The organism is Citrobacter sp. Cf136 (genome assembly GCF_030333815.1).
Classification (GTDB): domain Bacteria; phylum Pseudomonadota; class Gammaproteobacteria; order Enterobacterales; family Enterobacteriaceae; genus Citrobacter; species Citrobacter freundii.
The window spans coordinates 594,805-616,203 of record NZ_JAOWFE010000037.1 but is presented as its reverse complement, the minus strand read 5'-3'; the positions used below and the strand labels follow the sequence as shown (position 1 = coordinate 616,203).

General features: G+C 50.8%; 21 protein-coding genes and 5 tRNA genes. 7 read left to right on the top strand and 19 right to left on the bottom strand.

Annotated features, from left to right (window positions below; all coding sequences use genetic code 11):
* Positions 1-169: 169 nt before the first annotated feature.
* Positions 170-922 carry a 2,3-diphosphoglycerate-dependent phosphoglycerate mutase gene (gene gpmA, locus OGV98_RS16725; RefSeq protein WP_003022999.1) on the top strand — a complete coding sequence of 251 codons (753 nt, stop codon included), beginning with the start codon at positions 170-172 and terminating at the stop codon, positions 920-922.
* 67 nt (positions 923-989) lie between these two features.
* Here the strand turns inward: gpmA and aroG are convergent, their stop codons facing one another.
* Positions 990-2,042: a 3-deoxy-7-phosphoheptulonate synthase AroG gene (aroG, locus tag OGV98_RS16720; RefSeq protein WP_003837108.1), complete on the bottom strand. Its 1,053-nt coding sequence runs from the start codon at positions 2,040-2,042 to the stop codon at positions 990-992.
* Between the two features lie 317 nt (positions 2,043-2,359).
* Between aroG and OGV98_RS16715 the strand changes: the two genes are divergently transcribed.
* Together OGV98_RS16715 and zitB are read left to right on the top strand one after the other, a co-directional pair.
* On the top strand, positions 2,360-2,734 hold the full coding sequence (locus tag OGV98_RS16715) for a YbgS-like family protein (protein WP_003845358.1): 375 nt from the start codon (positions 2,360-2,362) through the stop codon (positions 2,732-2,734).
* Positions 2,735-2,847: 113 nt separating this feature from the next.
* Positions 2,848-3,789, top strand: coding sequence for a CDF family zinc transporter ZitB (gene zitB, locus OGV98_RS16710; RefSeq protein WP_202580676.1), 942 nt, complete (start codon positions 2,848-2,850; stop codon positions 3,787-3,789).
* On the opposite strand, the gene pnuC is transcribed toward zitB, so the two are convergent.
* The 18 genes from pnuC to cydA form a co-directional block, all read right to left on the bottom strand.
* On the bottom strand, positions 3,786-4,505 hold the full coding sequence (pnuC, locus tag OGV98_RS16705) for a nicotinamide riboside transporter PnuC (protein WP_003022990.1): 720 nt from the start codon (positions 4,503-4,505) through the stop codon (positions 3,786-3,788). The genes zitB and pnuC overlap by 4 nt on opposite strands.
* Before the next feature lie 26 nt (positions 4,506-4,531).
* Complete coding sequence (gene nadA / locus OGV98_RS16700; protein ID WP_061548840.1) at positions 4,532-5,575, bottom strand: quinolinate synthase NadA; 1,044 nt, start codon at positions 5,573-5,575, stop codon at positions 4,532-4,534.
* Between the two features lie 281 nt (positions 5,576-5,856).
* Positions 5,857-5,932 (bottom strand) — tRNA-Lys (locus OGV98_RS16695).
* A gap of 133 nt (positions 5,933-6,065) precedes the next feature.
* Positions 6,066-6,141: transfer RNA gene (locus OGV98_RS16690), tRNA-Lys, on the bottom strand.
* A 45-nt stretch (positions 6,142-6,186) separates the two neighbouring features.
* Positions 6,187-6,262: transfer RNA gene (locus tag OGV98_RS16685), tRNA-Lys, on the bottom strand.
* A gap of 3 nt (positions 6,263-6,265) precedes the next feature.
* A tRNA-Val gene (locus tag OGV98_RS16680) sits at positions 6,266-6,341 on the bottom strand.
* A gap of 137 nt (positions 6,342-6,478) precedes the next feature.
* Positions 6,479-6,554: transfer RNA gene (locus tag OGV98_RS16675), tRNA-Lys, on the bottom strand.
* 165 nt (positions 6,555-6,719) lie between these two features.
* Positions 6,720-7,511: a cell division protein CpoB gene (gene cpoB, locus OGV98_RS16670; RefSeq protein ID WP_003847309.1), complete on the bottom strand. Its 792-nt coding sequence runs from the start codon at positions 7,509-7,511 to the stop codon at positions 6,720-6,722.
* Positions 7,512-7,520: 9 nt separating this feature from the next.
* Positions 7,521-8,039 carry a peptidoglycan-associated lipoprotein Pal gene (gene pal, locus OGV98_RS16665; protein ID WP_003022983.1) on the bottom strand — a complete coding sequence of 173 codons (519 nt, stop codon included), beginning with the start codon at positions 8,037-8,039 and terminating at the stop codon, positions 7,521-7,523.
* 34 nt (positions 8,040-8,073) lie between these two features.
* Entirely contained in the window at positions 8,074-9,366 is a 1,293-nt protein-coding gene (gene tolB, locus OGV98_RS16660; protein ID WP_003022981.1) for a Tol-Pal system beta propeller repeat protein TolB, read from the bottom strand.
* A 128-nt stretch (positions 9,367-9,494) separates the two neighbouring features.
* A complete protein-coding gene (gene tolA / locus OGV98_RS16655) occupies positions 9,495-10,751 on the bottom strand; it encodes a cell envelope integrity protein TolA (protein WP_138828327.1) in 1,257 nt (418 codons plus the stop codon).
* A gap of 64 nt (positions 10,752-10,815) precedes the next feature.
* Positions 10,816-11,244, bottom strand: coding sequence for a colicin uptake protein TolR (gene tolR, locus OGV98_RS16650; protein WP_003022978.1), 429 nt, complete (start codon positions 11,242-11,244; stop codon positions 10,816-10,818).
* Positions 11,245-11,247: 3 nt separating this feature from the next.
* A complete protein-coding gene (gene tolQ, locus OGV98_RS16645; protein WP_003022976.1) occupies positions 11,248-11,940 on the bottom strand; it encodes a Tol-Pal system protein TolQ in 693 nt (230 codons plus the stop codon).
* Positions 11,937-12,341 carry a tol-pal system-associated acyl-CoA thioesterase gene (ybgC, locus tag OGV98_RS16640; protein ID WP_003835413.1) on the bottom strand — a complete coding sequence of 135 codons (405 nt, stop codon included), beginning with the start codon at positions 12,339-12,341 and terminating at the stop codon, positions 11,937-11,939. The genes tolQ and ybgC overlap by 4 nt, the downstream gene beginning before the upstream one ends.
* A gap of 150 nt (positions 12,342-12,491) precedes the next feature.
* Complete coding sequence (gene ybgE, locus OGV98_RS16635; protein ID WP_003022971.1) at positions 12,492-12,785, bottom strand: cyd operon protein YbgE; 294 nt, start codon at positions 12,783-12,785, stop codon at positions 12,492-12,494.
* Positions 12,785-12,898, bottom strand: coding sequence for a cytochrome bd-I oxidase subunit CydX (cydX, locus tag OGV98_RS16630; RefSeq protein WP_003022970.1), 114 nt, complete (start codon positions 12,896-12,898; stop codon positions 12,785-12,787). The genes ybgE and cydX overlap by 1 nt, the downstream gene beginning before the upstream one ends.
* A gap of 14 nt (positions 12,899-12,912) precedes the next feature.
* A complete protein-coding gene (gene cydB / locus OGV98_RS16625) occupies positions 12,913-14,052 on the bottom strand; it encodes a cytochrome d ubiquinol oxidase subunit II (protein WP_003022968.1) in 1,140 nt (379 codons plus the stop codon).
* Between the two features lie 15 nt (positions 14,053-14,067).
* Positions 14,068-15,636 (bottom strand): cytochrome ubiquinol oxidase subunit I, encoded by a 1,569-nt coding sequence (cydA, locus tag OGV98_RS16620; protein WP_286551873.1) that lies wholly within the window; start codon positions 15,634-15,636, stop codon positions 14,068-14,070.
* 1,217 nt (positions 15,637-16,853) lie between these two features.
* Between cydA and glmS the strand changes: the two genes are divergently transcribed.
* From glmS to OGV98_RS16600, 4 genes are read left to right on the top strand one after another with little or no spacing between them, the layout of a single operon-like run.
* Positions 16,854-17,303 carry a methylaspartate mutase subunit S gene (glmS, locus tag OGV98_RS16615; RefSeq protein ID WP_003022963.1) on the top strand — a complete coding sequence of 150 codons (450 nt, stop codon included), beginning with the start codon at positions 16,854-16,856 and terminating at the stop codon, positions 17,301-17,303.
* The gene (gene glmL / locus OGV98_RS16610) at positions 17,303-18,691 is read left to right on the top strand and encodes a methylaspartate mutase accessory protein GlmL (RefSeq protein WP_003831429.1); all 1,389 of its coding nucleotides are present in this window, start codon (positions 17,303-17,305) and stop codon (positions 18,689-18,691) included. Before glmS ends, glmL begins: the two co-directional genes overlap by 1 nt.
* An 18-nt stretch (positions 18,692-18,709) precedes the next feature.
* Positions 18,710-20,155, top strand: coding sequence for a methylaspartate mutase subunit E (locus tag OGV98_RS16605; RefSeq protein ID WP_202580677.1), 1,446 nt, complete (start codon positions 18,710-18,712; stop codon positions 20,153-20,155).
* Entirely contained in the window at positions 20,155-21,396 is a 1,242-nt protein-coding gene (locus OGV98_RS16600; protein ID WP_003022953.1) for a methylaspartate ammonia-lyase, read from the top strand. The genes OGV98_RS16605 and OGV98_RS16600 overlap by 1 nt, the downstream gene beginning before the upstream one ends.
* Positions 21,397-21,399 lie beyond the last annotated feature (3 nt).

The following is a 21,399-nucleotide window of genomic DNA, read 5'->3' as shown; positions in this document are numbered from 1 at the left end:
AACCGCTCAAATCCCCACCGTTCAAAGACAAAATCGCAACCTTGAGTTCACAAGAACCTTACACTGTGGCGCTATTTTCGCTATGGTTATGCGTAAGGATTGCCGCTGACGCATTACGGCAATATAATGAGAATTATTATCATTAAATATGATTTATAGGAGTGAGTGTATGGCTGTAACTAAGCTGGTTCTGGTACGTCACGGTGAAAGTCAGTGGAACAACGAGAACCGTTTTACCGGTTGGTATGACGTTGATCTGTCCGAGAAAGGTGTGGGCGAAGCAAAAGCGGCAGGTAAACTGCTGAAAGAGGAAGGCTACAGCTTCGATTTTGCTTATACCTCTGTGCTGAAACGTGCCATTCACACCCTGTGGAACGTACTGGACGAACTGGATCAGGCCTGGCTGCCAGTTGAGAAATCCTGGAAACTGAACGAACGTCATTACGGCGCGCTGCAGGGTCTGAACAAAGCTGAAACCGCTGAAAAATACGGTGACGAGCAGGTTAAACAATGGCGTCGCGGCTTTGCGGTAACGCCACCGGAACTGACCAAAGATGACGAGCGTTATCCGGGTCACGATCCGCGTTATGCGAAGCTGACCGACAAAGAGTTACCGGTTACCGAAAGCCTGGCGCTGACCATCGATCGCGTTATCCCCTACTGGAACGAAACCATTCTGCCGCGCATGAAAAGCGGTGAGCGTGTGATTATCGCCGCTCACGGTAACTCTCTGCGTGCGCTGGTTAAATACCTGGATAACATGGGCGAAGATGAGATCCTTGAACTGAACATTCCGACCGGCGTACCGCTGGTATATGAGTTCGACGAAAACTTCAAACCGATCAAACACTACTATCTGGGTAACGCTGACGAGATCGCCGCAAAAGCTGCGGCCGTTGCGAACCAGGGTAAAGCAAAGTAATTTCTTCGCGACACATAAAAAAGCGCGGATTATCCGCGCTTTTTTATTTTTCTGGAAGGCTAACGTTTTAACCGCGACGCGCTTTTACCGCATCCGCCAACTGGCGCAGCACCGCATCGGTGTCTTCCCAGCCAATGCAGGCGTCGGTGATGCTCTTACCGTAGGTCAGCGGCTCGCCGCTATCCGGGTTCTGATTACCCTCGACCAGATGGCTTTCGATCATCACGCCAATAATCGCTTTTTCTCCACCAGCGACTTGTCCGCAAACGTCTTTCGCAACATCCATCTGCTTTTTGAACTGCTTGCAGGAGTTGGCATGGCTAAAGTCGATCATCACTTGTGCAGAGAGCCCTGCTTTGATCAGACCTTCTTTCACATCGGCAACGTGCTGAGCGCTGTAGTTTGGTTCTTTGCCGCCGCGCAAAATAATATGGCAATCGCCGTTACCGCTGGTATTCACGATCGCCGAATGACCCCATTTGGTCACAGACAGGAAGCAGTGTGGCGCCCCTGCTGCGTTGATTGCATCTATCGCAACTTTGATCGTGCCATCGGTACCGTTTTTAAAACCAACCGGGCAAGACAGACCTGATGCCAGCTCGCGGTGTACCTGAGATTCAGTGGTACGAGCCCCAATCGCGCCCCAGCTCATCAGATCGGCAAGGTATTGCGGCGTGATCATATCGAGGAACTCACCCGCAGCCGGCAATCCGCTATCATTGATATCCAGCAGCAATTTACGTGCAATGCGCAGCCCATCGTTGATTTGGAAGCTGTTGTCCATATGCGGATCGTTGATAAGCCCTTTCCAGCCGACGGTGGTTCGCGGTTTTTCAAAATAGACGCGCATGACAATTTCAAGCTCGCCTTTTAACTCTTCGCGCAGCGCCAGCAGGCGGGCGGCGTACTCTTTAGCGGCTGCCGGATCATGAATAGAGCACGGCCCAATTACCACTAACAGGCGATCATCGCTTCCTTTCAGAATTTTATGAATCGCTTTACGGGCATGAGCCACCGTGTTTGCGGCATTTTCAGTAGCGGGGAATTTTTCCAGCAATGCGACTGGCGGTAATAACTCGTTGATCTCTTTAATGCGTAAATCGTCGTTCTGATAATTCATGATTATTCCAGCGTTGCCATACTTATATAAATGAATGCAATCCCTCCAATCTATATCTTCAGTCATAAAGTGTAAACGGGGTTTTACACTTTGGACGGATTAATCCTGGAATTGGCCAAAAAAACGCAATAAAGTAGCGAAAAACGAGATCCAACCTACAATTTATAACTGTAACAGCTTTAATTTTCATAAATTTCAAGATTCTATGCTGGGTTTGATTTCTCAGGCAAAACTATTAACCACATATTAATGATGTAACTGGCACATGCACTGTTGGAAGACGTTATCCGACATATCGACCATAACAGGAGCATATTATGCATATGACAAAGCTGGCTTCACTCTTTCTTACCGCTACACTCAGCCTCGCCAGCGGCGCGGCGCTGGCTGCTGAAACCAATACGCAGTCCAATAACGGCCAGGCAAATTCCTCGGCGGATGCCGGTCAGGTCGCCCCAGACGCACGCGAAAACGTGGCACCAAATAATGTCGACAACAGTAACGTGAATTCGGGTGGCACAATGCTGCACCCGAACGGTTCATCAATGAACCATGAAGGGATGACCAAAGACGAGATGCACAAAAACACCATGTGTAAGGACGGTCGCTGCCCTGATGTGAATAAGAAGGTTCAGACCGGAAACGGCATTAATAATGATGCCGAGACAAAAACTGATGGCACTACGCAGTAACGCTGAAAATAAAGCTAATAACGGGAGAGCAATAGCTCTCCTTTTTAATTTTATCATCCCAAAAACGGTATGATGGCATACAGTAAAGATGAGAATAACAAAGGGATGGCATAATGGCGCACTCGCATACTCATAATTCCTCTGAGCAACCCAAGGACAATAATGCCCGCCGCTTGATGTTTGCATTCTGCATTACAGCCGGATTTATGTTGGTTGAAGTGGTAGGTGGAATACTTTCAGGTTCACTGGCCTTGTTGGCTGATGCCGGGCATATGCTCACTGATGCCGCAGCGCTCCTTTTCGCGCTGCTGGCCGTCCGGTTTTCCCATCGACCGCCCACAATACGACACACCTTCGGCTGGCTGAGGCTCACGACACTGGCCGCGTTTGTTAATGCCATCGCATTGGTCGTGATCACTATTTTAATCGTCTGGGAAGCCATTGAGCGCTTCCATACGCCCCGCCCCGTAGCAGGCGGCATGATGATGGTTATAGCTGTCGCGGGTTTACTCGCTAACGTGCTGGCTTTTTGGGTTCTACACCGCGGCAGTGAGGAGAAAAACCTGAACGTCCGCGCTGCGGCACTACATGTGATGGGCGATTTACTCGGCTCGGTCGGGGCGATCATCGCTGCGCTTATTATTATCTGGACGGGCTGGACGCCTGCGGACCCGATTCTCTCGATTCTGGTTTCCGTGCTGGTACTGTGCAGCGCCTGGCGACTGTTAAAGGATAGCGTTAATGAATTACTGGAAGGTGCCCCGCTGACGCTGGATATTGCCGCACTGCAGCGCCATCTCAGCCGGGATATCCCCGAAGTCCGCAATGTACACCATGTCCATGTCTGGATGGTGGGTGAAAAACCGGTAATGACGCTGCATGTGCAGGTGATCCCGCCGCACGATCATGATGCCCTGCTGGAACGTATTCAGCATTTCCTTATCCACCACTACCAGATTGAACACGCGACGATCCAGATGGAGTATCAGCCGTGCAATGGGCCGGACTGCCACCTGTACCAAGGCGTGTCCGGCCATTCACATCATCACCATTAATGGGACAGCGCGCGGGAACCCCGCTCACGCGCGCTGTTAATCCACATCCTGCTACCATTCAGGGCGATAACCGTCAGGATCATATACTCCAGCGACATGGCATATACGCCTTGTAGGGCGAAAATCACTACGCTTATTACGTTAATGATCACCCACAGCAGCCAGTTTTCGACGTATTTGCGCGTCATCAGGATCATCGCCGCAATCGACAACACCATCATGCAGGAGTCCCAGAACGGGAATGCATCGGGTTGCAACTCAGGCACAACAACCTGTAATCCTAATGCCTGCATAATGTTCACCGCAATGCGGGTCAGGAATGCAAAGACCGGGTCGATATAGACCGACATCAGACCGATCGCTACCACGCAAGCCGCCAGCCAGCCGATCGCTTTTGGTAACGGCAGCCAGCGAATTTTCAGTTCCGCTTCATGCTGGTTAGTTTGCCTGGACCAGGCATACCAGCCGTAGATGTTGGCGGCAAAGAAGAAAACTTGCAGCAACAGGCTTGCATAGAGCTGGATCTGAAAGAAGATAATCGCAAACAGCGTGACGTTTATCAGGCCGAAGAAGTAATTGCTTATTTTCTCAAGACTCGCCAGACCAATACACAGCAACCCGGCGATCGTCCCCACAGCTTCGATCCACGACAGATCGTAACCGCCAGCGCCGATCGGAATATGTACCAGAATGTTCTGCGTGCTAAAAAAGTCCATCTTTTCCCCCAGAGCAAAAAAATTAATTAAGCTCGAAGTGTAGCCGCAAATTCCAACATGCGGTTTAACGGCAACAACGCCCCTTCTCGCAGCGCAGCATCAACATGTATCTCATGAGCCGCTCCGCCTTGTTCCAGGCCCTCAGCAATCGCCTTGAGGCCGTTCATCGCCATCCACGGACAATGCGCACAGCTGCGACAGGTTGCCCCCTCGCCAGCCGTCGGCGCTTCAAGCAATTCTTTATCCGGAACGGCCTGCTGCATTTTGTAAAAAATGCCCCGGTCAGTCGCCACAATCAGCTGTTGATGCGGTAACGATTTAGCTGCGTTGATTAACTGGCTGGTTGAGCCAACCGCATCGGCCATATCAACTATAGACTGAGGGGACTCCGGGTGCACCAACACCGCAGCATCAGGGTAAAGCCCCTTCATGCGTGTTAAAGCCTGAGTTTTAAATTCGTCGTGGACGATACAGGCCCCCTGCCAACAAAGAACGTCTGCACCGGTCTGTTTTTGCACGTAGTTGCCCAGATGTCTGTCCGGAGCCCAGATGATTTTTTCACCTAAACTATCAAGATGCTCAATAAGTTCTACCGCGATACTGGACGTGACAACCCAGTCCGCCCGCGCTTTAACGGCAGCGGAGGTATTGGCGTAAACCACCACGGTACGATCAGGATGCGCATCGCAAAACGCGCTGAAAGCATCAATCGGACAACCCAGATCTAATGAACATTCCGCCTGTAAGGTCGGCATCAGGATGGTCTTTTCCGGGCTGAGGATTTTGGCGGTTTCCCCCATAAACCTCACTCCTGCAACCAACAGCGTAGAGGCAGAATGTTTTGAGCCGAACCGCGCCATCTCCAGAGAATCAGAAATACAGCCACCGGTCTCTTCGGCCAATTGCTGAATTTCAGGATCGGTGTAATAGTGCGCGACCATAACGGCATCACGCTCTTTCAACAGGCGCTTGATTTTTTCACGATAAAATTGCTTTTCATCCACACTCAGCGGGGCTGGCTTCGGCGGAAACGGATAAATTGCTGTTTCTGGATCAAACATCACGCTCATCTTGCTTTCTCGTTTTACTAGCTTAACGAAATAACCGATTAAAAGCGTGACGCACGCCATATTCGGTTAGATTTGTTTTATATGCTAAACAAGATAGCGGATTGGCGTAAGAAAGTCACAATAATTGCGTGTGATGAATGCCGGATGGCGACTGACGTCTTATCCGGCCTACGTGAATAGTGTCGTCTGTAGGACTGATAAGCGAAGCGCATCAGGCAAGCAGGTTCGAATCGTTGATTCTGCGCATAGCAAAAAGGCGCCTTTAGGGCGCCTTTTTACACTGGTGGGGCGTGCAGGATTCGAACCTGCGACCAATTGATTAAAAGTCAACTGCTCTACCAACTGAGCTAACGCCCCCTTATGGGGTTTACTTTTTTATACTTTCAGGATGGTGGGTCGTGCAGGATGACTCGGCTTTGCCTCGCCCTACGGGCCGTTGCTTACGCAACGTTATCCTTCACGTTTTGCAATCGCGTTCTACCTTAGCGATTGGTGGGTCGTGCAGGATTCGAACCTGCGACCAATTGATTAAAAGTCAACTGCTCTACCAACTGAGCTAACGACCCGCTCGGGTATAACCTGAAAATTTTTACTCGGTACCACCAATAAATTGGTGGGGCGTGCAGGATTCGAACCTGCGACCAATTGATTAAAAGTCAACTGCTCTACCAACTGAGCTAACGCCCCGAGTGGTGGGTGATGACGGGATCGAACCGCCGACCCCCTCCTTGTAAGGGAGGTGCTCTCCCAGCTGAGCTAATCACCCGATACTACGCTGGATACTACTTACTAACTGAGTTAGTGGTGGGTCGTGCAGGATGACTCGACCTCGTCTCGCCCTACGGGCCGTTGCTTACGCAACGTTATCCTTCACGTTTTACAATCGCGTTCCACCTTAGCGATTGGTGGGTCGTGCAGGATTCGAACCTGCGACCAATTGATTAAAAGTCAACTGCTCTACCAACTGAGCTAACGACCCACTTTTTTTGCCGCTTTCGGGCTGTTTGATATCCCTTGGCAACGGCGGCATATATTACTGATTTCAGATTTTAGCGCAACAAAAATTTCGATGTAAATAGCTCAACTGCTTAGGAATCACACGACGCGACCAGAATTAACACGATTTCTGGTCGCATGGTGTTCATTACATCGCGCCAAGGCGTTTTTGCGCTTGTTTCGCGCCATCAGTGCCAGGGTATTTAGTGATAACCTGCTGATAAACGGCTTTAGCTTTTGCTGTGTCACCTTTGTCCTGCATGATGACGCCGACTTTATACATCGCGTCTGCAGCCTTTGGTGATTTCGGGAAGTTTTTAACTACTGAAGCAAAATAGAACGCTGCATCATCTTTTTTCCCCTTGTTGTAATTCAACTGACCCAGCCAGTAATTCGCATTTGGCAGGTAAGTCGAGTCTGGGTACTTTTTGATGAAGTTCTGAAATGCTTCAATCGCATCATCCTGGCGGGATTTATCCTGCACCAGAGCAATGGCCGCATTGTAATCAGTGTTCGCATCGCCAGTCTGCGCCGGGGCTCCTGACGCTGCCGCTGCGCCCGCATCAGGCGTAGGGGTTGCTGCTGCCCCACTCTGATCGCTACCTGCAGACTGCGCCGCAGGCGCACTACCGCTGCCAAGATTATTAATCTGCAACAATATTTGCTTCTGGCGTTCAACAACCTGGTTCAACTGATACTGATTTTCCTGAATTTGACCACGCAGGGAATCAATATCGGACTGATTATCGGAGAGTTGTTGCTGGAGTTGGGTTAAAAGCTGACTGTGAGCGTTAGAAATACGCTCGAGTTGAGTGACACGGTCTTCGACCGAGCCTGAGCCGACACTACTGATTGGCGCCTGAGCAAAAGCGGCCCAAGGGGCCGCTATGCCAACCAGTAACGACAGACTCAACAGATGATGTCTGAAGTTACTGCTCATGCAATTCTCTTAGTAAACCAGTACGGCGCGACGGTTTTTGGCGTAAGCCGCTTCGTCATGACCCAGTACTGCAGGTTTTTCTTTACCGTAAGAAACGATGGAGATCTGGTCAGCAGAAACGCCTTTACCCTGCAGGTACATCTTAACGGCGTTCGCACGACGCTCACCCAGGGAGATGTTGTACTCAGGAGTACCACGTTCGTCCGCATGACCTTCTACGGTGACTTTGTAAGACGGGTTGCTACGCAGGAAGTTAGCGTGAGCATCCAGCATTGCAGCGAAATCAGAACGGATATCGTACTTGTCCAGATCGAAGTAAACGATGTTGTTCTGCTGCAGCTGTTGCATCTGAAGACGCGCTTGCTCTTCAGAAGACATGTTGCCGCTGCCGTTTGCATCCATACCAGTGCCGGCACCCAGCATGCCTTCGCTGCCGTCATTGCTGGCGTTCTTGTTAGAAGAACACGCTGCAATAGCCATAACAGGCAGAGCAATCATCAGCCCTTTCAGCACTTTGTTCAGTTGCATTTCAATGATTCCTTTATTAATCAATTATTTATTATCACAGATACGGCGACCAGGCAGGGAATTTAACCTGTCCATCAGTTGCCGGAAGACGCGCTTTGAAACGCCCATCTGTAGAAACCAAATTCAGCACGGATCCCATCCCCTGAGAAGAGCTGTAGATTACCATAGTGCCGTTAGGTGCCAGACTTGGCGTTTCGTCCAGGAACGTTGACGACAGAACTTGTACGCCACCCGCTACCAGATCTTGTTTGGCAATGTGCTGCTGACCGTTGGCCGAACTTACCATTACCATAAATTTACCGTCGCTGCTCACATCCGCATCCTGGTTTTGCGAACCTTCCCAGGTAATGCGCTGCGGAGCACCGCCGTTGACGTTAACTTTATATACCTGCGGACGACCGGCCTGGTCAGATGTAAAGGCCAGGTTTTGGCTGTCCGGGAACCAGGTCGGTTCCGTGTTGTTGCTACGACCATCCGTCACCTGACGGATCTGACCGGAACCAATGTCCATGACATACAGGTTCAGGCTACCGGTTTTAGACAGGGCAAACGCCAGTTTGCTGCCATCCGGAGAAAACGCAGGCGCACCGTTGTGACGTGGGAACGACGCTACCTGACGAACCGCGCCATTAGACAACGTCTGAATAACCAGTGCAGAACGACCACTCTCGAAGGTTACGTACGCCAGTTTTGAACCGTCCGGAGACCACGCCGGAGACATCAGCGGCTGCGGAGAACGGTGTACCACGAACTGGTTGTAACCATCGTAGTCGGACACACGTAATTCGTACGGGAACTGACCACCGTTGGTCTGAACAACATAAGCGATACGGGTACGGAATGCACCTTTAATGCCGGTCAGTTTTTCAAACACTTCGTCACTTGCAGTATGCCCCGCGTAACGCAGCCACTGCTTGTTCACTTTATAAGTGTTCTGTGCCAGTACGGTACCCGGTGCGCCACCGGTGTCAACCAGCTGATAGGCAACGCTGTAAGAACCATCCGGGTTCGGCGTAACCTGGCCGACGACTACGGCATCAATGCCCAGCGCAGACCAAGCGGCAGGTTGAACTTCCTGCGCGGTACCAGGCTGCTGAGGCAGACGAGAACGGTCTAACGGGTTAAATTTACCGCTGTTACGCAGGTCAGCACCTACGATACCACCGATATCTTCAGGTGCAGCACCCGGTCCTGCCCACTGGAAGGGGACAACACCAATCGGGCGCGCCGAGTCCACCCCCTGGGTGATCTCGATACGTACTTCTGCGTGCAGCACCGCTGCCCACAGCATCAGAAAACCAAATGCTACTCGTAATGCCTGCTTCATCATATCTCCCTTATCTGGACGGAAAGCCCACGATAATTTAGCAGAATGTTAACAAACTCAAATACACAAAACTACCACAACTCAGTATCAACCTTAGACCGTTTCCCCTGATTTCTCAGGGGTCGTTATTACAGTTTGAAGTCCAGTTTGGCATCTTTTACTTTTTCATAAACTGCCTGGCTAGGCGGTTTGGGAATTCTGGCGGTTTTCGCAGCCGTCAGCGCAGCCTGACACAATGCTGGATCCCCACCCTCTTCGGTCACATCCAGTAACAGACCATCGGGTGCTAACTTGATATGTAATACGCAAGATTTACCTGCATACAAATCTGCACCATACAGACGGCTCTGGATCGCATTACGAATTTGAGATGCGTAAGCACTGATATCAGCACCAGATGCACCGCCATTGGCACCACTTGTACCACTATCTTTCGCCGGTTGGCCGTTTCCTTTCGCTCCACCGCCCGATTTCGGTGCATTCTTACCGGAGCTCAGGTCACCCAACAAGTCGTCAACGCCAGAGGCTGCAGCGGCTTTTTCGGCCGCAGCCTTTTTAGCAGCTGCTGCTTTATCTGCCGCAGCTTTCTTATCGGCAGCGGCTTTCTCGGCTGCAGCTTTTTTGTCTGCTGCTGCTTTTTCCGCTGCGGCTTTCTTATCAGCCGCCGCTTTTTCAGCAGCGGCCGCTTTCGCGGCGGCGGCTTTTTCTGCTTTCTCAGCGGCAGCTTTCTCGGCTGCTGCTTGCTTAGCGGCTTCAGCCTGTGCTTTCTTCGCAGCGTCCGCGGCAGCCTTAGCAGCTTGTGCTTCGGCAACTTTCTTCGCATCAGCAGCGGCTTTAGCAGCTTCCGCCTCAGCTTTTTTCTGTGCGTCAGCAGCGGCTTTCTTCGCGGCATCTGCCGCTTGTTTCGCCTGTGCATCAGCTTTAGCCTTCGCGTCTGCAGCAGCCTTCGTCGCAGCTTCTTCAGCCTGTTTCTGTTGCTCTTGCGCTTTCGCGGCGGCGGCTTCAGCTTGCTTCTGCTGTTGCGCCTGTTCGCGCACTTTTTCCTGCGCGGCTAAGCGTTCTTTTTCCAGCTGCTTCAGTCGCTCTTGCTCAGCTGCCTGTTTCTCGCGAAGTTCTTCAGCTTGCTGCTGCGCCTGCTTTTCACGCTGCTCTTCAGCACGTTTCGCGCTTGCCTGCTGTTGCTGCTGCCTGTCGTACTGTTGCACAACGGCGCCAGGATCGACCATAACGGCGTCGATGGACGAACCGCCACCGCCGCCGGCTGAAGCATCAATGTGCTCATCGAACGAACTCCAGATCAGCGCTGCAAATAAAATGACATGCAGCACCGCTGAAATAATTATCGCCCTTTTGAGCTTGTCGTTTTGTTCGGTTGCCTTTGACACTCTCGGTTCCCAAAAAACTGTTCGCCTGTTACGTGCTATCTTTCAAGTCAGCAAAACGCCGTCATCAGATTGGCTGCGTCATCAAGCCAACCGATTTTACGCCTGCACTGTGTAACAAGTTCAGCGCTTTAATTATTTCATCATAAGGCACGTCTTTCGCACCACCGATTAAAAAGACCGTTTTCGGATTGGTCTGCAGGCGACTTTTCGCTTCCGCGATAACCTGCTCCGGCGGCAGTTGATCCATACGATCTTTCTCAACCACCACGCTGTATTGCCCAATACCGGAAACTTCAATAATGACCGGGGGTTCGTCGTTACTGCTGACGGCTTGCGATTCGGTCGCATCCGGCAGGTCGACTTCCACACTCTGCGTAATGATCGGTGCGGTAGCCATAAAGATCAGCAACAGCACCAGCAGTACGTCGAGCAGCGGTACAATATTGATTTCGGACTTGAGTTCGCGACGACCTCGTCCACGCGTTCTGGCCATGGCTTACCCCTTGTTGCTCTCGCTAACGGTAAACGCCTGGCGGTGCAGAATCGCGGTGAACTCTTCCATAAAGTTGTCGTAATTCAGTTCCAGTTTGTTCACGCGCTGGTTCAGACGGTTGTAGGCCATAACCGCCGGGATTGCCGCAAACAGACCGATAGCCGTTGCAATCAACGCCTCCGCGATACCCGGTGCAACCATTTGCAGCGTCGCCTGTTTTACCGCGCCCAGCGCGATAAATGCGTGCATGATCCCCCAAACGGTACCGAACAGACCGATATACGGGCTGATGGAGCCAACGGTTCCGAGGAATGGAATATGCGTTTCCAGCGTTTCCAGCTCACGGTTCATCGAGATACGCATCGCACGGGAAGCCCCCTCAACGACCGCTTCCGGCGCGTGGCTATTTGCCCGATGCAAACGAGCAAACTCTTTGAACCCGCTGTAGAAAATTTGTTCTGAGCCAGCCAAATTATCACGACGCCCCTGGCTTTCCTGGTACAGGCGCGACAATTCAATGCCGGACCAGAACTTGTCTTCAAATGCTTCGGCTTCACGTGAAGCAGCATTAAGAATACGGGTCCGCTGGATAATAATGGCCCAGGATGCGATTGAGAAACCAATCAAAATCAACATGATAAGTTTAACCAGAAGGCTTGCCTTCAGGAACAAATCAAGGATATTCATGTCAGTCACTGCTTAAACTCCGCGACAATAGACTTGGGAAGCGCACGAGGCTTCATTTTGAGTGGATCAACGCAAACAATCAGAACTTCGGCTTCATTCAGCACGGTGTTCTCTGCGTTGACAATGCGTTGCGTGAAAACCAAAGAGGTGCCACGCATTGACGTAATTTCGGTTTGAACTTCGAGCATATCGTCGAGCCGGGCAGGCGCAAAATACTCGAGGGTCATTTTGCGCACCACAAAGGCTACACGTTCAGCCAACAGGACCTGCTGACTGAAGTGATGATGACGCAGCATCTCTGTGCGCGCTCTTTCATAAAAAGCGACGTAGCTGGCGTGGTAAACCACCCCACCGGCATCGGTATCTTCATAGTAGACACGAACCGGCCATCGAAACAGCGTTGTATTCACTTTACATCCCGGTAATGCAACAAAAGGTTAGTGCTTTCAAACTTCGCTACTATACGCGCGGGAATGGTGCTTTGGAATGGGGGAAAGTAAACGGAGAGTAAAAAATTATGGGCTTATGCAAGCCCATAAATATTTAAGGATGTTTCTTATTCAAAAGAAGAAGAAAAACAGACCAACAACGAGGACGATATCCGCGATCAGCGGGCAGAAGATACCCTGCCAGTGTACGGCACGAGGACGAAAGCCAACGCCGTGAATGATGCCTGCGCAGACCGCCCACATCAGCAGAAAACCATGCCAGATTTCAAGCTCACTGGTTTTGGCCGCGAAACGTGACGGATCCCAGAATATGCAGCCGGCTAATACGATTGCCAGCACAAATGAAAGCGCCCGCAAGGGGCGCTTGTCCATCGCGTTGTATAACATCGCGATAATATTGGTCATTAGCTATCTTCTTGTCCGGCTTTGCCTGATTCAACGTGCTCAAGCGCCAGCGCTGTGATTATCCCAAATGCACAGGCAAGAAGCGTTCCCAAAATCCATGCGAAATACCACATTTTAAGCTCCTTACTTAGTACAGAGAGTGGGTGTTACTTTCAATATCTTCTTTAGTGATGCGACCAAACATCTTCCAGTAACACCAGCCGGTGTACAGCAGAATGATCGGTACGAACACACAAGCTACATACGTCATCAGATTCAGCGTCAGCTGGCTGGACGTTGCATCCCACATGGTCAAACTTGCGTTCATCATGGTGCTGGATGGCATCACAAACGGGAACATTGCGATACCGGCAGTCAAGATGATGCAGGCTAACGTCAGTGAAGAGAAGACGAATGCCCAGGCCCCTTTCTCCATACGAGAAGTCAGAATGGTCAACAGCGGCAGAACCACGCCCAGTGCAGGAACCAGCCACAGGATAGGTGCATTGTTAAAGTTCACCATCCATGCGCCAGCCACGCGAGCCACTTCTTTGGTCAGCGGGTTGGAGGCGGCATGATGATCCAGGGCTGAGGTCACAACATAACCGTCAATACCGTAAATCACCCATACACCGGCCAGCGCGAAGCAGACCAGAGTCACCAGCGCCGCAACCTGTGAAGTTGCACGAGCACGCAGATGCAGTTCACCTACCGTACGCATCTGCAGATAGGTCGCACCCTGGGTGATGATCATCCCAACGCTCACGACACCTGCCAGCAGACCAAACGGATTCAGCAACTGGAAGAAGTTACCGGTGTAGTACAAACGCATGTAGTCATCTACGTGGAACGGAACCCCTTGCAGCAGGTTGCCGAACGCCACGCCAATCACCAGCGGTGGCACGAAGCTACCAATGAAGATGCCCCAGTCCCACATGTTGCGCCAGCGCATGTCTTCAATCTTGGAGCGGTAATCAAAACCGACCGGACGGAAGAACAAAGACGCCAGTACCAGGATCATCGCCACATAGAAACCGGAGAACGCAGCGGCATACACCATCGGCCAGGCAGCGAACAGTGCGCCACCCGCGGTGATGAGCCAAACCTGGTTACCGTCCCAGTGCGGGGCGATGGAGTTAATCATAATTCGACGCTCGGTATCATTACGACCGAGGAAACGGGTGAGCATGCCCACCCCCATGTCGAAGCCATCAGTGACCGCGAAACCAATCAGCAGAATGCCAACCAGCAGCCACCAGATAAAACGCAATACTTCATAATCGATCATTTGACGACTCCTGTCTTAGCGTGCCGGCTGAGAAGTCACAGTGGACTGCTCGTAGTGATAACGACCGGTTTTCAGGCTACTCGGCCCAAGGCGTGCGAACTTGAACATCAGATAAAGTTCAGCCACCAGGAACAGGGTATACAGGCCGCAAATCAACAGCATCGAGAAGATGAGGTCGCCAGCAGTCAGCGAAGAGTTCGCTACGGCTGTTGGTAACACTTCACCAATCGCCCACGGTTGACGACCGTACTCTGCGACAAACCAACCGGATTCAATAGCAATCCACGGCAGAGGAATCGCGTACAGCGCTGTGCGCAGTAGCCATTTTTTCTCACCGATACGGTTACGAAGCACAGTCCAGAAGGACACCGCGATAATTGCCAGCATCAGAATGCCGCATGCCACCATGATACGGAAAGCGAAGTACAGCGGCGCAACGCGAGGGATAGAATCTTTCGTTGCCTGCTGAATTTGCGCTTCGGTCGCGTCGGTGACGTTATCCGTATAGCGTTTCAGCAGCAGACCATAACCCAGGTCTTTCTTCATGCTGTTGAACTGGTCGCGAACGACCTGGTCGGTAGTACCAGCACGCAGTTCTTCCAGCAACTGATACGCTTTCATCCCGTTACGGATACGCTCTTCGTGCTGCACCATCAGGTCTTTCAGACCAATGACCGGTGTATCAACAGAGCGGGTGGCGATGATGCCCAGCGCATAAGGAATTTGAATCGCAAAATGGTTTTCCTGCGCATCCTGGTCCGGAATACCGAACAGCGTAAAGGAAGCCGGTGCAGGCTGAGTTTCCCATTCTGCTTCAATCGCTGCGAGTTTGGTTTTCTGCACGTCGCCCATTTCGTAACCGGATTCATCACCCAGAACGATAACAGACAGAATGGCAGCCATACCAAAGCTGGCAGCGATGGCAAAAGAACGTTTAGCAAACGCGAAGTCACGACCGCGCAACATATAGTAGGAGCTGATACCCAGAACGAACATCGCGCCGCATACATAACCAGATGCCACAGTGTGAACAAATTTCACCTGTGCTACCGGGTTGAGCACCAGTTCAGAGAAGCTCAGCATCTCCATACGCATGGTTTCGAAGTTGAAATCCGCTGCGATTGGGTTCTGCATCCAGCCGTTCGCAACCAGAATCCACAACGCAGACAGGTTAGAACCCAGGGCCACCAGCCAGGTGACACACATATGCTGGACTTTACCCAAACGGTCCCAGCCGAAGAAGAACAGACCTACAAAGGTGGATTCGAGGAAGAAGGCCATCAAACCTTCGATCGCCAGTGGCGCACCGAAAATATCCCCTACATAGTGGGAGTAGTAAGACCAGTTAGTCCCGAACTGGAACTCCATGGTCAGACCGGTAGCCACACCCAGAGCGAAGTTGATACCAAACAACTTGCCCCAGAACTTGGTCATATCTTTATAAATCTGTTTGCCGGAAAGGACGTAGACCGTTTCCATAATGGCCAGCAAGAACGCCATACCGAGCGTCAGTGGCACAAACAGGAAGTGGTACATCGCGGTCAAGGCAAACTGTAAGCGCGACAGTTCGACTATATCTAACATCATGACTCCTTGCTCATCGCATGAAGACTCCGAGAGTGAACCCCGTTAGAAAGGGTCACACGCATGCCCCAATACAAATTTATCTGCTTCCTTACGCCGCTACTCTTTCTTCTCTTGTGAAGAAAGGACAATGGAGAAAGGTTACAAACATGTTAATAAAACACTCAAATTGATCCCGCAATTATATTACGCCGTAAAATCCTTACAATAAACAGGTTTTTATCGAGACAAATTTGCATTTTTCGATAGTGATCAATTTATAGCTAATTTACCACTTTCAGACCAATTTGATCTGCAGCAATTTAACCTCTTTTGATGCTGTTTTCCAAGTTTTAAACATTGATTTAAATCAATTTTCAAATTTAATGTTAATAGTGTTTAACACTCGCATGACTAGTGAATACGATGTTAACAACATGTTTTTCAATGAGTAATTGCCGTTACTACAAATGATAGGATATTTATTTAAATGTACACGATCTTTTAACCAGCCCGGCTGACAAAATTGATAGCAGATAAAGAATCACTAATGCTAGGTAGCTCACAGTTTTTTGTTTAGCAAGTCATGGACTTGTTATTTCATACAAATTATTCATTTAAATTTTACTTATAATTAACACCGAGATGTAACTATCTCAGCTGGAAGAGAAAACGTTCCACATTGACCGATGCATTGCGTTTGGTGTTCTGCGAGAAAACGCTGGCGTTTCGCTTAAATCATCACTGAAAGTTATCTTTAACGCCCACTCTGCACTTATGTGGCAAAGATTAAATATGCCACAAACATTTCATTATCATTTTTATCCTAAAATTAACAAAAATGAATTGTGACATATAAGATTAAAAAATAAAAAACCGTTACGTCGTTCACAAGTTAATTAGTAATTGTGATTTTTGAAATTATTAAAAACACGACATAAATGGCGCGCATAACAAAATAAGATTTCGATCACAAACATGGCAAGTAATTTATTACCCATTTTTCTAATAAATTAAAACCGGCCAAGAGAATATGATACATCCTACTGATTATAAAGGGATTTTATAACAACCAAATATAACAATCATTTTTCTCAGGATATTTTGAAAATAGATCAATTGCTTCCTTTTTCGCTTCCACAGAAACTCCAACCCTATTAAGAGGTTGTCACAATCCATGTTCTAAATATTAGAAAATAATTTCACTTATTGACCATCAGCCCTACAGAGGATTACCCATGAAGAAATCTACACTTGTTATTGGCGTCATCGGTGCTGACTGCCATGCAGTAGGTAATAAAGTTCTGGATCGCGTTTTTACCGCTCATGATTTTCACGTAATCAACCTCGGGGTGATGGTGAGCCAGGATGAATATATTGATGCTGCGATTGAAACAGGCGCCGATGCCATCGTGGTGTCCTCTATCTACGGTCATGGCGACATTGATTGCCTCGGATTACGTGAGCGCTGCATCGAACGCGGCCTTGGCGACATTCTGCTGTACGTCGGCGGCAACCTGGTCGTCGGTAAACATGACTTCGCCGATGTGGAAGTAAAGTTTAAAGAGATGGGCTTTAACCGGGTCTTCGCCCCCAGTCACGATCTGGAAGATGTTTGCGCGCTTATCACTAATGATATTCACCAACACAATGGCCTCGAACAGCGTTGCCTGGAAGAGGCCATCTGATGCAAACAGTTTCTGTCGATATCGGCTCGACATGGACCAAGGCAGCCCTCTTCGCCCATGAAGGCGAGGAATTAACCCTGGTAAACCATGTCCTGACCCCAACCACCACACATCATCTGGCAGACGGTTTTTTTGCCAGCCTGAATCAGGTGCTGAATGTTGCCGATGCTCGCCCGTTACTGAAAAGTGGTGAAGTGCAGTTGAAATACTCCTCCTCAGCGAAAGGTGGGCTTGCCGTTGCAGCAATGGGGCTGGTGCCTTCCATTACGTTGGAATCGGCAAAAGTTACCGCCCATTCGGCAGGAGCGAAAATCGCGCAATATTATTCGTACAAGCTGAACCGTCATGACATCCAGGAGCTGGAGTCATCCCCTCCAGATATTCTGCTGTTTACCGGCGGTACAGACGGTGGCGAAGAAAGTTACGGCCTGGCGAATGCGCATGCGCTGGCAGGCTCAAAGCTTGATTGCGCCATTATCTACGCCGGAAACCGGGACATTCAGGACGAAATACAAACGATTCTGGGACATAAGGATTTGACCACGGTAGACAACATTCTGCCTGACCTCGATCACCCGAATCCGTTTGCCGCACGCCAGGCGATTTGTGATGTGTTCTTGTCACGTATTGTCAAAGGCAAAGGTCTGGACGTCATTGTTGGCGAAACAGGCGAAGAGCCAATGCCGACGCCATGGACGGTCTATGAGTTAGTCAAAGCCATTAGCGATTACGACAGCGCATGGAAGGAATTCATGCTGATTGATATGGGCGGAGCCACCACGGATGTCTATTCGGCCAGCGCGAATACCCTCTCCCCCGATACCGTCCTGCATGGTGTTCCTGAACCGTTCGTCAAACGTACAGTAGAAGGCGACCTGGGCATGCGCGTTTCCGCCGTCGTGGTGGGAGAAAGCACGCAGGATATGGTGAAAGTCATCTTCGCCCAACAACCACAGCGCGAGGAAGCGTTTTATCGCTACCTGCGCCATCTGGTAGGGCAACCGGATTACCTGCCACTCAGTGAGGAAGAGAAATATTTCGACACCCTGCTGGCAGGTTTATGCGTGGGCTATGCCGCTGAGCGCCACGCGGGCACTAAAAAGCAGGTTTGCACCTGCGTGGGTAACGTGGATTTACAGATGGGTCGCGATCTCACCACCGTACGCAAAGTCGTCGGTTCAGGGGGATGGCTCTCTCGCGCCAGCCAGTTCGATATCCATAACTGGCTCAAATACCGGGAGCTGGACGACCAGGGGAAAAGAATTCTGTTACCGAATCAGTTTGAGTATTACCGCGATTCAAATGGCCTGCTCCCGCTTCTGGCAAACGTCGCCAGGCTGTACCCGCAAGCCGCTGCTCGCACCAGCATTCAGTGTTTAACCCTATAAAACTTAAGGCAGCTACGAATGGAACTTCGAAATAAAAAATTGACCCATGACGAATTCATGACCGAAAGGCATCAGGTATTACAAACCTGGGAAACCGGCAAAGACGTTGAGAACTTCGAAGATGGCGTGAAGTACCAGCAATCAATTCCAGATAAAAAACGCTTCTCCCTTGCCCTGCTGAGAGCCGATCAGGAAGGTAAAACCCTGAGCCAGCCGCGTGCAGGCGTAGCATTAATGGATGAGCATATTGCGCTGCTCAAAACATTGCAGGAAGAGTGCGACCTCCTGCCGAGTACTATCGATGCCTATACCCGTCTGAACCGCTATGAAGAAGCCGCTGTCGGGATCCAGAAATCCATCGAAGCAGGTACTTCCAAGCTGAATGGTTTACCAGTCGTCAATCACGGGGTTGCTGCCTGCCGCCGGATGACTGAATCGCTGGAAAAACCGATCCAGGTTCGCCACGGTACACCGGATGCGCGCCTGCTGGCAGAAATCGCCATGGCCAGTGGCTTCACCAGCTACGAAGGCGGCGGTATCTCCTACAACATCCCTTACGCCAAACGCGTCACCCTGGAAAAATCCATTCGCGACTGGCAGTACTGCGACCGTCTGATGGGTCTGTACGAAGAGAACGGCATTCGCATCAACCGTGAGCCGTTTGGCCCGCTGACCGGTACCCTGATCCCGCCGTTTATGTCCCACTCGGTGGCGATTATTGAAGGTCTGCTGGCGCTGGAACAAGGCGTGAAATCCATTACCGTCGGCTACGGCCAGGTCGGTAGCCTGACGCAGGATATCGCCGCTATTCAGGCGCTGCGTGAACTGTCCCACGAATACTTCCATAACCATGGCTTCGACGATTACGAACTGAGCACCGTTTTCCACCAGTGGATGGGCGGATTCCCGGAAGATGAAGCGAAAGCCTTCTCCGTTATCGCCTGGGGTGCAGCGGTTGCTGGTATGTCGGGTGCCACAAAAGTGATAACCAAAAGCCCGCACGAAGCGTTCGGTATCCCAACCGCCGCAGCTAACGCCCAGGGTCTGAAAGCGTCACGCCAGATGCTCAACATGGTCAGCGACCAGAAATTCCCGCAGTGCGCTGCCGTGGAGCAGGAAGTTGACCTGATTAAGAGCGAAGTCCGCGCGGTGTTGAAGAAAGTCTTCGAACTGGGCAATGGCGACATTGCGCGCGGTACGGTGCTGGCCTTTGAAGCTGGCGTACTGGATGTACCTTTCGCTCCTGCCGCCTGTAACGCCGGTAAGATCCTGCCTGTTCGCGATAACACAGGCGCAATCCGTATTCTTGAAGCCGGTGCCGTGCCGCTGCCGAAAGATATTCTCGCCCTGCACCACGACTATGTCGCAGAGCGCGCACATTTTGAAGGCCGCAAGCCTTCTTTCCAGATGGTCATTGATGACATCAACGCCGTATCCCACAGTAAATTAATAGGAAGACCATAATGAAAATCAAAAAGGCCCTTTTCACCGCTGGCTACTCCTCATTTTATTTTGACGATCAGCAGGCCATCAAAAATGGCGCCGGTCATGACGGGTTTATCTACACCGGCGATCCGGTCACGCCTGGATTTACCTCTGTTCGTCAGGCGGGTGAATGTGTTTCCGTACAACTGATTCTGGAAAACGGCGCGGTAGCTGTGGGCGATTGCGCAGCGGTGCAATATTCAGGTGCAGGCGGTCGTGACCCGCTGTTCCTGGCTGAAAACTTCATTCCGTTCCTCAACGACCACATCAAGCCGTTGCTGGAAGGTCGTGACGTTGATTCGTTCCTGACCAACGCCCGTTTCTTTGATGAATTGCGTATTGACGGCCATCTGCTGCATACCGCCGTACGTTATGGTCTGTCTCAGGCACTGCTCGACGCGGCGGCACTGGCTACCGGTCGTCTGAAAGCCGAAGTGGTTTGTGATGAATGGCAACTGCCATGCGTTCCGGAAGCCATTCCGTTATTTGGTCAGAGCGGCGACGACCGTTATATCGCCGTCGACAAGATGATCCTCAAAGGTGTGGATGTCCTGCCGCATGCCCTGATCAATAACGTTGAAGAGAAGCTGGGCTTTAAAGGTGAAAAACTGCGTGAGTACGTCCGCTGGTTGTCTAACCGCATCCTGAGCCTGCGCACCAACGAAAGCTATCACCCGACGCTGCATATTGATGTCTACGGCACCATTGGTCTGATCTTCGATATGGATCCAGTGCGTTGCGCCGAATACATCGCCAGCCTGGAAGCCGAAGCTCAAGGTCTACCGCTGTACATTGAAGGCCCGGTTGATGCCGGTAACAAGCCGGATCAGATCCGCATGTTAACCGAGATCACTCAGGAGCTGACTCGTCTGGGTTCCGGCGTGAAAATCGTTGCGGATGAATGGTGTAACACCTATCAGGACATCGTGGACTTCACCGACGCGGGCAGCTGCCACATGGTGCAGATTAAAACCCCGGATCTGGGCGGTATTCACAACATCGTTGATGCAGTGCTGTATTGCAACAAACACGGAATGGAAGCCTATCAGGGCGGTACCTGTAACGAAACGGAAATCAGTGCTCGTACCTGCGTACACGTCGCGCTGGCCGCGCGTCCAATGCGCATGCTGATCAAACCGGGTATGGGTTTCGATGAAGGTCTCAACATCGTGTTTAACGAAATGAACCGCACCATCGCGCTGTTGCAAACTAAGGATTAAGAG